This window comes from Arthrobacter sp. TJ-170, assembly GCF_058269305.1.
In genome coordinates, this window is sequence record NZ_JBZCNL010000007.1 from 127,041 (window position 1) to 140,011 (window position 12,971).

General features: G+C 62.4%; 13 protein-coding genes. 5 read left to right on the forward strand and 8 right to left on the reverse strand.

The window, feature by feature from the left end:
- Positions 1-183 precede the first annotated feature (183 nt).
- Positions 184-789 (forward strand): rhomboid family intramembrane serine protease, encoded by a 606-nt coding sequence (locus tag AC4D1W_RS13595; RefSeq protein WP_490891037.1) that lies wholly within the window; start codon positions 184-186, stop codon positions 787-789.
- Positions 790-976: 187 nt separating this feature from the next.
- Here the strand turns inward: AC4D1W_RS13595 and AC4D1W_RS13600 are convergent, their stop codons facing one another.
- On the reverse strand, positions 977-1,687 hold the full coding sequence (locus AC4D1W_RS13600; protein ID WP_490891038.1) for a FadR/GntR family transcriptional regulator: 711 nt from the start codon (positions 1,685-1,687) through the stop codon (positions 977-979).
- A 164-nt stretch (positions 1,688-1,851) separates the two neighbouring features.
- On the opposite strand from AC4D1W_RS13600, the gene AC4D1W_RS13605 reads away from it, so the two are divergent.
- Positions 1,852-2,364, forward strand: a complete 513-nt coding sequence (locus AC4D1W_RS13605) for a gluconokinase (protein ID WP_490891039.1) — start codon at positions 1,852-1,854, stop codon at positions 2,362-2,364.
- Positions 2,365-2,377: 13 nt separating this feature from the next.
- Here AC4D1W_RS13605 and AC4D1W_RS13610 read toward each other — a convergent pair whose 3' ends face one another.
- Positions 2,378-2,623, reverse strand: coding sequence for a cell division protein CrgA (locus AC4D1W_RS13610; RefSeq protein WP_490891040.1), 246 nt, complete (start codon positions 2,621-2,623; stop codon positions 2,378-2,380).
- 241 nt (positions 2,624-2,864) lie between these two features.
- Between AC4D1W_RS13610 and AC4D1W_RS13615 the strand changes: the two genes are divergently transcribed.
- From AC4D1W_RS13615 to AC4D1W_RS13625, 3 genes are read left to right on the forward strand one after another with little or no spacing between them, the layout of a single operon-like run.
- Positions 2,865-3,623, forward strand: a complete 759-nt coding sequence (locus AC4D1W_RS13615) for a class E sortase (protein WP_490899150.1) — start codon at positions 2,865-2,867, stop codon at positions 3,621-3,623.
- Positions 3,623-3,781 (forward strand): hypothetical protein, encoded by a 159-nt coding sequence (locus tag AC4D1W_RS13620; protein ID WP_490899092.1) that lies wholly within the window; start codon positions 3,623-3,625, stop codon positions 3,779-3,781. Before AC4D1W_RS13615 ends, AC4D1W_RS13620 begins: the two co-directional genes overlap by 1 nt.
- Before the next feature lie 2 nt (positions 3,782-3,783).
- Complete coding sequence (locus tag AC4D1W_RS13625; protein WP_490891041.1) at positions 3,784-4,437, forward strand: anthranilate synthase component II; 654 nt, start codon at positions 3,784-3,786, stop codon at positions 4,435-4,437.
- 17 nt (positions 4,438-4,454) lie between these two features.
- Here AC4D1W_RS13625 and pknB read toward each other — a convergent pair whose 3' ends face one another.
- The 6 genes from pknB to AC4D1W_RS13655 are packed head-to-tail and all read right to left on the reverse strand — an operon-like array spanning position 4,455 to position 12,970.
- Complete coding sequence (pknB, locus tag AC4D1W_RS13630) at positions 4,455-6,374, reverse strand: Stk1 family PASTA domain-containing Ser/Thr kinase (protein ID WP_490891042.1); 1,920 nt, start codon at positions 6,372-6,374, stop codon at positions 4,455-4,457.
- Positions 6,375-6,396: 22 nt separating this feature from the next.
- On the reverse strand, positions 6,397-8,130 hold the full coding sequence (locus AC4D1W_RS13635) for a protein kinase domain-containing protein (protein ID WP_490891043.1): 1,734 nt from the start codon (positions 8,128-8,130) through the stop codon (positions 6,397-6,399).
- Complete coding sequence (locus tag AC4D1W_RS13640) at positions 8,127-9,569, reverse strand: peptidoglycan D,D-transpeptidase FtsI family protein (RefSeq protein ID WP_490899093.1); 1,443 nt, start codon at positions 9,567-9,569, stop codon at positions 8,127-8,129. The genes AC4D1W_RS13635 and AC4D1W_RS13640 overlap by 4 nt, the downstream gene beginning before the upstream one ends.
- On the reverse strand, positions 9,566-10,978 hold the full coding sequence (locus AC4D1W_RS13645; protein WP_490899094.1) for an FtsW/RodA/SpoVE family cell cycle protein: 1,413 nt from the start codon (positions 10,976-10,978) through the stop codon (positions 9,566-9,568). The genes AC4D1W_RS13640 and AC4D1W_RS13645 overlap by 4 nt, the downstream gene beginning before the upstream one ends.
- Positions 10,975-12,489, reverse strand: a complete 1,515-nt coding sequence (locus AC4D1W_RS13650; RefSeq protein WP_490899096.1) for a PP2C family protein-serine/threonine phosphatase — start codon at positions 12,487-12,489, stop codon at positions 10,975-10,977. Before AC4D1W_RS13650 ends, AC4D1W_RS13645 begins: the two co-directional genes overlap by 4 nt.
- 4 nt (positions 12,490-12,493) lie before the next feature.
- Positions 12,494-12,970 carry an FHA domain-containing protein FhaB/FipA gene (locus tag AC4D1W_RS13655; RefSeq protein ID WP_490891047.1) on the reverse strand — a complete coding sequence of 159 codons (477 nt, stop codon included), beginning with the start codon at positions 12,968-12,970 and terminating at the stop codon, positions 12,494-12,496.
- Position 12,971: the final 1 nt, after the last annotated feature.

The window sequence follows — 12,971 nt, forward strand, 5'->3', positions numbered from 1 at the left end:
GTGCGGTGTCAACGATGCGGCAGGCCAGCCTGCCCGGAGTGTCAGCGTCCGGCGGCCGTCGGGATTCAGTGTGTTGACTGCGTGCGCGAGGCGCAGCGCAACGCTCCAACCACCAGGACTGTTTTCGGCGGAACGGTCCGGCAGGGTCGGCCTGTGGTGACACTTTCGCTGATTGGAGCCTGCGTGGCTCTCTTTCTCGCACAACTCGCCGTCCCTGGTGTGACCGATGCTTTGGCGTACGCGGGCATATACACCTCGGAAATAATCACTCCGGAGCCCTGGCGCATGATTACAGCCGCGTTCCTGCACTCCACCGGATTCCTGCTCCACATCGGCTTCAACATGTACGCGCTGTGGATTATAGGTCAGGCGCTGGAACCTCTGCTGGGAAGGGCAAGGTTCCTGGCTTTGTACCTGATCGCAGCCTTTGGCGGCTCGGTTGCCGTTCTCCTGCTCACCAATCCTCTCCAGGGCGTGGTTGGAGCATCAGGGGCTGTCTTCGGACTCTTCGGCGCCATGCTGATCGTGCAGCGTCGGCGCGGTGGCGACATTCGGCAGCTGGCAGTGCTGATCGCCATCAACACCGTTCTCGGTTTCGTTGTGGCGGGAATTTCCTGGCAGGCGCATCTGGGTGGCCTCCTCGCCGGGAGCGCGGCCGCGGCCATCATCGCCTACACACCGCGCGGCTCGAAGCGGCCTTTGATCCATTGGTCAGCTCTGGCAGCCCTGACGCTCGTGCTGATTGCCTTGACCTTTGTCGGAGCAAATCTGGTCGCACTGCCGGCCTAGTTATCCACAGGGTTTATCAACAACGGGGAAAACTTACACACATGTAATTCCACAGATGTGGATAAGCGAACCGTACATTCACGCGGCGAATGCTTGAAGGTCGCTCTAAGTTACACACAGCTGTGGATAACTCGGTGCACAACGTGTGTATGACGCGTTCTCCACCATTACTGCACTTACTCCGGGCTCAGGTGATGGCTTCCCGCACTTCGGCCAGCAGTTCCCGCATCGCTGCTTCAGCAGCGAGGAAATCGGCGGCGGCGATCGCGGCGGCGACGGCTTCGTGACTGGCGAGGGCATGCTCCCGCGGTTTGCGGGGCATGAGCCCCTGATTGGTCCTGCCGCGCAGGACTTCCGAGACGACGCCGTCAAGTGCAGAGAACATCTCGTTGCCGCTGGCACGCAGGAGCAACGCGTGGAACTCGACATCGACGGCGAGGAACTCCTCTAGCCGGCCCTCCTCGCCGAGCGTGCGCATCTGAGCGGCTAGATTGACGACGGCGGTACGCTGTTCCCCGGTCGCGTTGCGGGCTGCTCCTGCCGCAGCAAGCGGCTCGACGGCGCAGCGCAGTTCCGTCAGGCTCTTGAACTGCCGCGCGCGGGAAGTGCCCTCCAGCCGCCAGCGGATGATCCGCGCGTCGTACACGTTCCAGTGCCGGGGTGCCTGGACCACAATCCCGACCCTGCGCTTGCTGAAGACCAGGTTCATTGATTCGAGGATGCGCATGCAGTCCCGTATTACGGTCCGGGAAACTCCGAAGCGCTGCTGCAGCGCTTCAATCGTCAACCGTTCCCCGGTTGACAGCCCACCGCTGACGATGCTCCTTCCGAGCTCCTCGATGATGCCGCTATACATCACAGCCGCTACCGGTGCCGGGCCTTGCGAAGACAGCGCCACTGGTGGACCTTTCCGACGGTGGGGGCGAGGATGAAATCAGGATATGCCGGGAGTGCAACGGCAGTTCAAAGGTACTATCCTTTCCCTGAAAGGTGATACCTTTGTCTGAGAGGATAGATGCGGTGCATCACTAGGCCGTGCGACGAGGGGGTCGAGGAGACGACATGGAACCACCAATGCATCTCATCATCATGGGGGTGTCCGGATCGGGCAAAACGACCATCGCCACCGCCCTGTCTGAGCGCCTGGGCTGGGTCTACGCAGAAGCTGACAAATTCCACTCCGTCGAGAACATCGACAGGATGAGCCAAGGCATAGCCCTGACCGATGAAGACCGGGCACCATGGCTTGAAGCGATCGCTCGGTGGATCAGCGACAAGACCGCGAAACGTGAGTCCACCATCGTTACCTGCTCGGCCCTGAAGAGACGCTATCGGGACGTCCTTGCGGCCGCGGACGGGGATGTGCGATTCGTGCATCTGCTGGGAGACCTCGAAATCATCCGGTCACGGATGAAGACGCGGATCGGCCACTTCATGCCTGAATCTCTGTTGCCCTCACAGGTCAGCACCCTCGAACCTCTTCAGGAAGACGAGCAAGGGCTGATTGTCGAGAATGTCGGCACGCCTGTGGAGGTCACTGACAGCATTATGGCGAGGCTGGGTTTGAGAGCCTGAACCGGGGAGCCCGTCAGCGCCAGCGCGTGGTCATGAGGAAGCCGGCAATCGCGATTCCAAACCCGATGAGGATGTTCCATGATGCGATCTCCGGGATCGGGAAGCGTCCCTCGGAAATGTAGTACACCAGAATCCATAGCAGGCCGAGAAGCATCAGCCCGAACATCACCGGTTTGAACCAAACCGGATTGGGCTTCGGTTCCGCAGCCGCGCGCGTCCTCGACTCGACCTGCTTCTTGCGGGACTTCGACTCGGGCACGGATCCTCCTAGACGGTGCGCTGGGTTACCAGCCACTGTGTTTGCGGTCATACAGGCTCGGACTGCAGCGGTGACACCAGTTATCCTGAGACAACACGATCGTCATCGGCGCGGTTCTAGCTGCCCATTCTAGCTAATGAACCGGCGCCGCGACGCCCGGCAACATATCCGTAAGCAGGGAGAAGGCTTGAGCAACCTCGGCGGAGGCATCGCGGTGGCCCGCCGTGACCGTTCTCGGCGCCTGCCCGCTGCCCGTCGTCGTCGTAGTGTCCTTCAGATCGCTGCTCAGGTGATCGGTGAGTTGCTCATGACGGCCGGTGTGATTCTCCTGCTGTTCGTCGCCTGGCAGCTCTGGTGGACGAACGTTGAATCGAACGCCAAGCAGGACCAGGCTGTGGAGGAATTCCTCGCGGACCTCGGTGGAGAGTCCGCTCCTCCGGAGGCCGTGGATGCCCCTCAACCGTCGGCACCCAACGAGATTCCGGTGCTCGGAGAGAGGGCGGCCGGCGAGACGTTCGCGGTTATTCACATTCCTCGTTTCGGCGACGACTACACCCGACCGGTGACCAGCGGTGTAACTACGGCGGTACTCGACAACCTGGGTCTCGGGCACTACCCGGAGACCGGTATGCCGGGTGCGATCGGCAACTTCGCTCTGGCGGGCCACCGCCAAACCAACGGTGCTGTCCTCGACAATATCCACACCCTGGTGCCGGGGGACCGGATGTACGTGCAGACACAGGACGGGTACTACACCTACGTCTACCGCAACACACAGATTGTGCTGCCTGATCGTGTGGACGTTCTGGCGCCCGTTCCAACGCAACCCGGGGTTGAACCCGAACAACGGATACTCACCCTCACCAGCTGCAACCCGCGCTTCGGAGCACAGGAACGGATCATTGCCTACGCGATGATGGACTCGTTCCGGCCGTTGGACGACGGTCCGCCGGACGAGATCGCGGCGCAGGTAGCCGGCGTTATCCAGGGAGCCGCCTGATGTACGCATTCATTTTCCGTCACCTCCCGGGGCCGCTCTGGTTGCGCATAATCTGGTCAATTCTGATCGCCGCAGCAGCCGTAGCCGTCCTGGTGAGCTGGGTCTTCCCCTGGCTCTCCCAATTCAGCCCCTTGACCGATTCAACGATTGGTACCTGACCATGAGCAGCCCCACCCGCATTCTGGTTGTTGATAACTACGACAGCTTTGTGTACACCCTTGTCGGTTACCTGCAGGAACTCGGCGCGGAGACCACCGTTGTCCGAAACGACGATGTCACGCTCGCCGACGCGATCGCACTGGCGGAAGCCCGCGACGGCGTCCTCATTTCCCCCGGGCCCGGCGCTCCCGCAGAGGCAGGCGTCTGTATCGACCTGATCAAGTGGTGCGGCGAGAACGGCAAGCCGATGCTGGGCGTGTGCCTGGGCCATCAGGCACTCGCCGAGGCTTACGGTGGGTCGGTCACGCACGCGCCGGAACTGATGCACGGCAAGACGTCGCTTGTGGAGCACGACTCCACCAACGTCTTCGAGGGCCTGGACTCGCCCCTGACGGCCACCCGCTACCACTCGCTGGCTGCCGTCGGTGATGTTCCCGCTGAACTGCGTGTCACGGCGCGAACGGCCAGTGGCGTAATTATGGGCCTCGAGCACCGCTCTGCACCATTGTGCGGCGTGCAGTTCCACCCGGAATCGGTGCTTACCGAAGGAGGCTACCGCATGCTCGGCAATTGGCTGGAGCAGGTTGGTCTGGCTGGTGCCGCAGAGCGCTCAGCTATGCTGAGCCCTCTGATTCATCAGCAGTCGGGCTCCTAGTTCTTCAGCGGCTGCTACTACCCGCCGTTATTGCCCTGACCCCGACCGCGTCCCTGGTTACCGGTCTCCTCCTCTGTGGGAGGGGGCGGTGTGGTGCTGGGAGTCGCCGAGGCTTCAGGTTCTTCTTCAGCGGGTTCTTCCTCGGCGGGCGGTTCCTCTGGCGGCCTTGTGGCGACATAGATCACCACTTCGCTGCCGGGCGCAACGTCGACGTTCTCCGCCGGTTCCTGCCTTACTACAAGGCCGGGTGCGACGACGGCATTCGGCTCCTCCTGAATCCGCGGCACCAGCGCGCGGGCCGGGTCTTCAAGAATGGCCACGGCTTCTTCGCTGGGTAGCCCGACTACCCGCGGAACGGTCACCTGGCCGGTGGAGAGCACGAGGTTCACCTCCGAGTCTGCCGGCACGGATGACCCCAACGCCGGTTCGGTGGCAATCACGCGTCCAACCGGAACGGTTGCGCTGTTCGCTTCACTCACCGTGCCGCCGCGCAAACCGACCGATTGCAGCTCATCCCGTGCTGATGACTCCGTCATCTGGAAGATCTCTTCGGGGATGGTGCGGGTGGCTGGACCCTTGGAGATCTGCAGCGTGACCAGGGAATCGGGTTCCACCTCGCTGCCTGCGGTTGGATCGGTGCCGATCGCAAGGCCTGACTCCACCTCGTCGTGGAACTCGAGTTCCACCTGCGGACGGAGTCCGACGGCGGTGAGGGCGTTGCTTGCGTCGGTTTCAGTCATCGAGTCAACAGCAGGTACCGCTGTGAGGAGGGGTTCCTCAGGTTGGGAATTGAGAATTCCGAAGAGTGCGACCCCACCGGCCGACAACAGCAACGCCAGAAGCACGAGCAGCACCGCAATCCAGCTGCGCCGGCGTGAACGCCGCCGCTCTTCGGCGTCGCGGCGATTTTGCGTCGCATGCGTGACGGGAAGCGAGCCCGTCTCCTCACCTTCCTCAAGTGATCCGGCGGCCACGCTCTCGACGGCCAGCGCCCTGGCCATGGTTCTTGTCTGCGGCGCTGGGTCCTCCCTTCGCGAGGAAACGGCAGCGATGGCTTCAGTGGGAGCGTCCGGTCCGGCGGGACGGATGCCGTTGCGGGCGTCCAGCAGCGCCGACCGGAAGTCAGCCGCGCTCTGGAAGCGCTGGGCCCGGTCCTTCTCAAGGGCGATGTGAAGCACCGACTCGATCTCGGACGGGATGCTGTCGTTGAGCTCGCGCGCCGGCGTCGGAGCTTCCCGGACGTGCTGGTATGCGACTGAGACTGGACTGTCGCCGACGAAAGGCGGTCTGCCGGTAAGTAATTCGTACAGTAGGCAACCGGCTGAGTAGAGGTCGCTGCGTGCGTCCACGGTTTCGCCACGGGCCTGTTCAGGGGAGAGGTACTGGGCGGTGCCAATCACTGCCTGGGTCTGGGTCATGGTGGCTGCCGAGTCAGCGATCGCGCGCGCTATTCCAAAGTCCATCACCTTGACCTGGCCCTCAGGCGTGATCATGACGTTGGCCGGCTTGATATCCCTGTGGACTATTCCTGCGCGGTGGCTGTATTCGAGCGCGGAGAGGACGCCCAGCATGTAGTCGATCGAGGTCTCGTGAGTAAGGTCCCCCGCTTTCACAAGGTCCCGTAGGGTTCGCCCGGCGACATACTCCATGACGATGAATGGAACTCGGACGTCATCATGGTGCCGGCCCTCGACCTCCTCCTCACCGGTGTCGTAGACGGACACAATCGTGGGGTGGTTCAATCCCGCTACAGCCTGGGCTTCACGACGGAAACGGGACTGGAACAGGGGGTCTCTGGCCAGATCCTGACGCAGCACCTTGATCGCCACGGTACGGCCAAGCCGGATGTCGCGCCCAAGGTGGACGTCAGCCATCCCGCCGCGGCCGATCAGCTCGCCCAGCTCGTAGCGCCCGTTGAGAATTCTCTCGCTGCTCACCTGGTACCCCTTCACATGCCTTCTAGGGCTGGTCCTGGCCCGGCGGGGTCTGACCAGGTCCAATCGCCGGCGGTGCTTCGGTTTCTTCGGGACCCGAGGAAACGACGTAACGCACCGTACTGCCGGGCTCCACCTCGGTTCCTTCCGCCGGATCCACTGACAGGACGGTGCCTTCTTCCTGGTTGGATTCTTCAGTGCCGGAACGGACGGCACTCAACCCCAGATCGGCAAGGGTTTGCTGAAGTTCTTCTTCGGTGGCGCCCTGAAGACCCGATGGAATGGTGAGGGTTTCTGGGGCCTCCGCGAAGGTAACCGTGATTTGGGATCCGGGCGGGAGGGGACCGACGGGATTGAGGTTCAGTACTATTCCTGGCTCGAACTCATCGGTGACTTCCGGCTGCTGGTCGACGGAGAATCCGAGAGAGTTCAGCTCGGCCACCACGACTTCGATGGGCCGGCCCTGGTAGGCAGCTGCGTCCACCACGATGGCTTCCGGCGTTGTGGGCGCCTCCGTAGTCGGTTCCGGAGTGGTTTCCTCCGGCGTCGGGCTCTCACTCTCGGTCGGAGATGGCGATTGGGACGCAGAGGTGGTGGGCGCGGCGGCGGGGTCGTCGTCGTCACCCCCAGCCAACAGCGGTGCCAGCAGGAATCCGGCAAGCGCCAGCGCAGCCAGCACGAGCAGGATGATCAGCGGAATCAGCCAGGGGCTGCGCCCTCGCGATTCTTCCGCAGGTGGAACTTCCTCGTCGATGTCTTCCTCGGACCACTCGCGGGAGGCGGCTACTGCGCCGGCACCCGCGACGGTGGGTAAGGCAGACGTCGTCGTGGCAGGTACAACGCGGGTAGCACTGGTGGGCGCCGGGACCGGCGTGGTGAGCGGGCCCGTGGAGTCGGTGAACAGCAGCATGCCGGGTACGGCGGCCTCGGCCGCACGAACGTCGTTGCGGCGGATGGCTGCAACCGCTTCAGCGAGGGCTTCCGCGTTCGGCGGGCGGTCAGCAGGGTCTTTGGCCAACATGCTCGCAATGAGCGCGCGGACCGGATGAGGAATGCTCTCGGGCAGGTCAGGCGGAGCATCGTTGACCTGCGCGAGGGCGATAGCGATCTGCGATTCACCCGAGAACGGACGGCGTCCCGCGAGCAACTCGTAGCCGATGACCCCGAGCGCATAAATATCGCTGGAGCCGGTCGCGGGCTGGCCGGTTGCCTGCTCGGGTGCCAGGTACTGGGCAGTACCCATCACCTGACCTGTTGCAGTGAGCGGCACCTGGTCAGCGAGACGCGCAATTCCGAAGTCCGTGATCTTGACCCGGCCGTCCGGCATGATCAAAAGGTTCCCGGGCTTGACGTCCCTGTGCACGAGTCCTTGGCGGTGCGCGACGCTGAGCGCGGTGGCGGTCTGGCCGATGATGGAGAGCGCCCTGTCCGGTGCCAGGATCTGTTCGCGTTCGATGATGCTGGACAGCGGTTGGCCGGGAACGAGCTCCATTACGAGGTAGGCCGAGCCACCTTCCTCGCCGTAGTCGAAGACGTTTGCGATGCCCTCATGGTTAAGCAGCGCGGTGTGACGGGCTTCAGCACGAAAGCGGTTGAGGAAGCCGGGGTCACCCGTGTATTCCTCTTTCAGAATCTTTATGGCCACAAGGCGTCCGAGCACCTGGTCCCGTGCCTTCCAGACCTCCCCCATGCCTCCGATGGCGATGCGATCAGTGAGCTGGAACCTGCCGCCTAATGTGATACCTGAAGTAGGTCTCACCTATTCAACACCGCCTCTATGAGTCTCTTAGCGTTTGGACTTGTTAGCTGGGCACCTGTCGCGATGTCGACGTCCTGCATGACGATGGAGACCACTACTTCGGGATTGTCCGCCGGCGCGAAGCCGGTGAACCAGGCGTTGTCCCCCTGCTCGGCGACCTCCGCCGTGCCTGTCTTGCCGGCCACCTGCACGCCGGGAACCGCTGCGTTTCGTGCAGTACCGTTCTCCACCACGTTGACCATCCACTCGGTGATCTGATTGGCGTTCTCGGCGCTGAGTGCCTCCCGCAGCACCTCCGGCTCGGGTTCTTCGATAATGGAGAGATCCGGTCCGCGGACTGCTTTCACCAGATTTGGCTTCATCAGAACGCCGTCGTTGGCGATCGCGGCGCTCACCATGGCCATCTGGAGCGGTGTCACTGCAACGCTGAACTGGCCAATCGCTGACTGGGCGAGTTGTGCGTCGTTCAACCCAGTGGGGAACTGGCTTGCCGCGACGTCGACCGGCACGTTGAAGCTCTCTCCGAAACCGAACTTTTCCGCCTGCTCGAGCACCGCGTCCTCACCGAGTTCCCAGGCGATCTGGGCAAACGGGGTGTTACAGGACTGCTCCAACGCGAACGCGAGGTCAGCGGTGGCCCGAGCCATACAACCGCCCGTCGTGAAGTTGGGAAGCCCAACGTCGGTATCCGGCAAATCAAGCACCGGCGGATTCGGAATGGTGGACTCAGCATCGAACTGACCGCTTTCCAGTGCTGCGGCTGCCACCACCAATTTGAAAACCGAGCCGGGAGCAACCAGCGACTGGGTGGCCGGGTTGAAATAGATGGACAGGCCCGGTACCTGCGAGAGCTGCTCGATGTTCTGCACCACCACGGACGTGTCATGTGCCGCGAGCAGGTTGGGGTCGTAGGAAGGCTTGGACACCATCGCCAGGATGTTCCCGGTAGTCGGCTCCATCACCACGATCGATCCGGTCCGGCCCTCGGGGATCATCTCCCACGCCATCTGCTGCAGTTGCGGATCAATGGTCAGCTCGACGGAGGCACCCTGAGCCTGGGCACCGGAGAAGAGGCGCACCACCTGGTCAATGAAGAGATCGTCACTGCTCCCTGAGAGTTCCTCGTTCATGACGTTCTCCAACTGGGTGGACCCGTTGACCAACGAGAAGAAGCCGGTGAGATGGGCGTACATGGCCGGCTGGTTGTACACGCGCTGATAATTGAACTGGTCATTGGACGGAACCGATTCGGCGATCGGACGCCCGTCCACCAAAATCGCGCCGCGGTTCTTGCCGTAATCCTGGAGAATCTGACGTGTGTTCCAGTCATTGTTTTCCAGCGCGCTCGCTTGAAAGAACTGGACGTAGGTGAGCGAACCGAGGACCAGCGCAAACATGCTGATGGCTACGATCCAGGAGCGTCGGATGGCCTGGTTCATGCGCTGACCTCCCTGATGTTGTCCTTGGCTGGGGAATTGCGATCTTGCTTGCCCTCGGGGAACGTCTCGCGTACCGGACCTTTGATCGCCGGCCGACGGGCGGTCTCGGAAATGAGCAGGAGCAGGGCGACGATGATCCAGTTCGCGAGGAGGGAAGACCCACCGGCAGACATGAAGGGCGTGGTTAGTCCGGTGAGCGGGATCAGCCGGGTTACTCCGCCGATAACCACGAAGCACTGGAGCGCGATGGTGAACGACAGGCCGCAGGCGAGGAGCTTTCCGAAGCCGTCACGGGTGCCAAGAGCCGCACGGAAGCCCCGTGAGATGAGCAGGATGTACAGCAGCACTATGGCGAAGAGCCCGATCAGGCCCAGCTCTTCGCCGAGGGCGGCAATTATCATGTCGCTGTTGGCATAAGTCACGAGGTCGGGCCGGCCCTGGCCAAGCCCGGTACCCGCCAGCCCGCCGTTCGCAAGCCCAAAGAGACCCTGGACAACCTGTCCGCTGCCGCCGGGATTACGGTTGAACACCTCGGGTTCGAACGCGTTGATCCAGCTATCAATGCGCAGGGCGACATGGCTGAATAGCTGCAGGGCAACGAAGCCTCCCACCGCGATCATTGCGAGGCCGATCAGTACCCAGCTGACGCGCGACGTGGCGACGTAGATCATGGCCATGAAGAGACCGAAGAAAAGGATCGAAGAACCGAGGTCACGCTGGAAGATCAGGACACCGATGCTCACCAGCCAGGCGGCGACCATGGGGGCAAGGTCGCGGAACCGCGGCAACTGCAGTGGACCGAGCTTCTTCCCGGCAAGCAGAATGAGATCACGGTTGGTAGATAGATACCCCGCGAAGAATATAGCGAGCGTAATCTTGGCAACTTCGCCCGGCTGGAACGTCCCTACACCCACGTTGATCCAGATGCGGGCGCCGTTGATCTCCACACCGAGCGGGGTGAGCGGGAGCATCAGCAGCGCGGCGCTGACGATGAGGGAGATATAGGTAAATCGGCGAAGTATGCGGTGGTCGCGGATGACCAGGAGGGTTGCGATAGATGCCCCCATGGCCACGGTTGTCCAGAGAAATTGGCTTGGCGCGACCGGCTGCGAACTGGATGGAAGAGCCAGGTCCAACCGGTAGATCATCGCCAGTCCGATTCCATTGAGCGCTATCACGATCGGAAGCATTACCGGATCTGCATATTTCGCGCGGACCCGAAGCACCACATGGAAAATCAGTGCAAGCGCGGCCAGCGTTCCGCCCTGTAACCAAAAGGCGGAGTCGAATGGATTGTCCTTGTCCAGACCGACGAGCCAGTTGGCCCCGATGGCTACCGTCAGGGCCACCAGCAGCAGGAGCGCTTCGACATTGCGCCGGGATTTTGGGACTGTGAAGAGGTCACTCATGGGATTCTCTCTCCGCATAGGGCGGGTTCTCCCGGTGCGGCTTCGGCTGTGGCCGAGGTGCCCGTCGTCGGCCTAGCAGCGGGTGATGATTCCGGTGGTGCCGCTTCGGGTGATGCTGTATTCCCGGACTGGTCCGGGTCGCTCGCAGGCGGGCAAGGCAACGCACGCAGGGACTGTCTGAGGTCCTCGACGATGTCCTGCGCATGCTGTAGGTCCCTTGCAGCGAGCGTATTCTCCAGGCGGTTGCGCTGGAACTCCGGAAGGTTGGAGACGGGGATGTCGGTGGTCTGATCAAGATGGCTCAGCGGAAATGGTCCGAGGGTCTGTGCCACGCCGTTGTAGATGGCCACATTGTTGTCGAAGGTCGCGACGTAGTAGCGCGTTTGGGTCCACACGTAGCCCAGCGAGAGAACCGCGGCGAGAATAAGCGCCATCAGAGCCAGGGCGGCCGGCAGCAGCCAGCGCCGCCGGCGGCGGGGTCCAGGGTCGTCATCGGTATCGTCGTCGTCCGTGTCAGCAGGGGGCGCCTTGTGCGTGAGCATCATGGCCGCACGCCGTTCTGTGGATCTCTGGGTGACGATTGGGATCTGACCTGTTTCGGTAGCTAATGCTGCTGAACCCACCAGAGTGTGGGGTCGTGAGGACAGGTCCTCGCGGATGACGTCAGCCCTGATGGTGGCACCGGGTAATTCTTCGTCGGAGGGAGAAGCCTCACCGTCTTTTTCTCCCGCCGCTTCCCGGGCGGGCGGGAGTGCGGTGAGGGCGGCAGTGCGCAGATCCTCGGGGGTTGCAGTATCCACGTCAACTACAACGATGGTGACGTTGTCCGGGGAACCGCCAGCCAGTGTCAGGTCAACGAGGCTATTAACGCAGGCTGAGAGGTTAGGCGTTTCCCGAACGACACGTTCAATAGTGGTGTCATTCAGGACAGCGTTCAGCCCGTCAGAGCAGAGCAGCCACCGTTCACCGGGCGCCGCATCCAAGGTGGTCAGGTCCAACTCCGGACTGGCGTCGACGTCGCCTAGAACCCGCATCAAAACGTTCTTGTGCGGATGGATTTCTGCTTCCTCCGGTCTGAGCCGACCCTCCTCAATGAGTCGTTGCACGAAGGTGTGGTCGACGCTTATCTGCTCGAAGACATCATCCTTCAAGCGGTAGGCGCGAGAGTCACCGATATGAGCAAACGAGATTTTCTCACCATTGAGGAGCAGAGCGGTGACGGTTGTCCCCATCCCGGCCAGCTGGGGGTTGGTGCTCACCAATTCGGACAGGAGCGAATTGGCGGTCTGGATTTCGTCTGCTAGGTGGGTACCGGCGTCGCCGTCGTAGTCTTTCCGGTCAAGGTGCACCAGATCCAGGACGGTTGAGGCCGACGCGATGTTGCCGCCCGCGTGCCCACCCATGCCGTCAGCCACAACTGCCAGGTAGCGCCCAGCGTAGGCGGAATCGTCATTCTTGGCGCGGACCTTTCCAACATCAGAACGGGCCGCGAAACGGAAAACCAGGGCCATGTGACTATGGCCTCAATTCAATGACCGTCTTACCGATCCGAATGGGTACTCCAGGCTCCACTGGTAGTGCGCGCGTTAGCTGATTGCCTCCGAGGTAGGTTCCGTTGGTCGATCCCAGGTCCTCTATGAACCAGCGGCTGCCCTGCGGAAACAGCCGGGCATGGCGGCCTGAGGCATAGTCATCCTCCAGAACGAGCGAGGCTTCCTGCGCACGGCCGAGCAGGATGGGACTGGATGCGAGGTCAAGGGAGGTCCCCTTGAGGGGTCCTTCCGTGACAACGAGACGTCTGGCCTGCGGCTTGGCCGGTGGTTCCTCAACGAGCTCGGGATGTTTGCGGGCCTGCCGGGCCGACGGTGCACCGGTCCGGTTACGGAGCCCGACGACGAGGTCCCGCCGGAGCGCGCTGACAACGCTGAGCACGAGGATCCAGATCAGGAGGAGGAAGCCGTATCTCAGCAGCGTTACGGTCAGATCACTCATG

Bases quoted from the DNA above. Each gene is read 5' to 3' on its own strand.
- AC4D1W_RS13605 (WP_490891039.1), top strand. From the start codon at position 1,852: ATGGAACCACCAATGCATCTCATCATCATGGGGGTGTCCGGATCGGGC.
- AC4D1W_RS13620 (WP_490899092.1), top strand. From the start codon at position 3,623: ATGTACGCATTCATTTTCCGTCACCTCCCGGGGCCGCTCTGGTTGCGC.
- AC4D1W_RS13625 (WP_490891041.1), top strand. From the start codon at position 3,784: ATGAGCAGCCCCACCCGCATTCTGGTTGTTGATAACTACGACAGCTTT.
- AC4D1W_RS13640 (WP_490899093.1), bottom strand. From the start codon at position 9,569: ATGAACCAGGCCATCCGACGCTCCTGGATCGTAGCCATCAGCATGTTT.
- AC4D1W_RS13645 (WP_490899094.1), bottom strand. From the start codon at position 10,978: ATGAGTGACCTCTTCACAGTCCCAAAATCCCGGCGCAATGTCGAAGCG.
- AC4D1W_RS13650 (WP_490899096.1), bottom strand. From the start codon at position 12,489: ATGGCCCTGGTTTTCCGTTTCGCGGCCCGTTCTGATGTTGGAAAGGTC.
- AC4D1W_RS13655 (WP_490891047.1), bottom strand. From the start codon at position 12,970: ATGAGTGATCTGACCGTAACGCTGCTGAGATACGGCTTCCTCCTCCTG.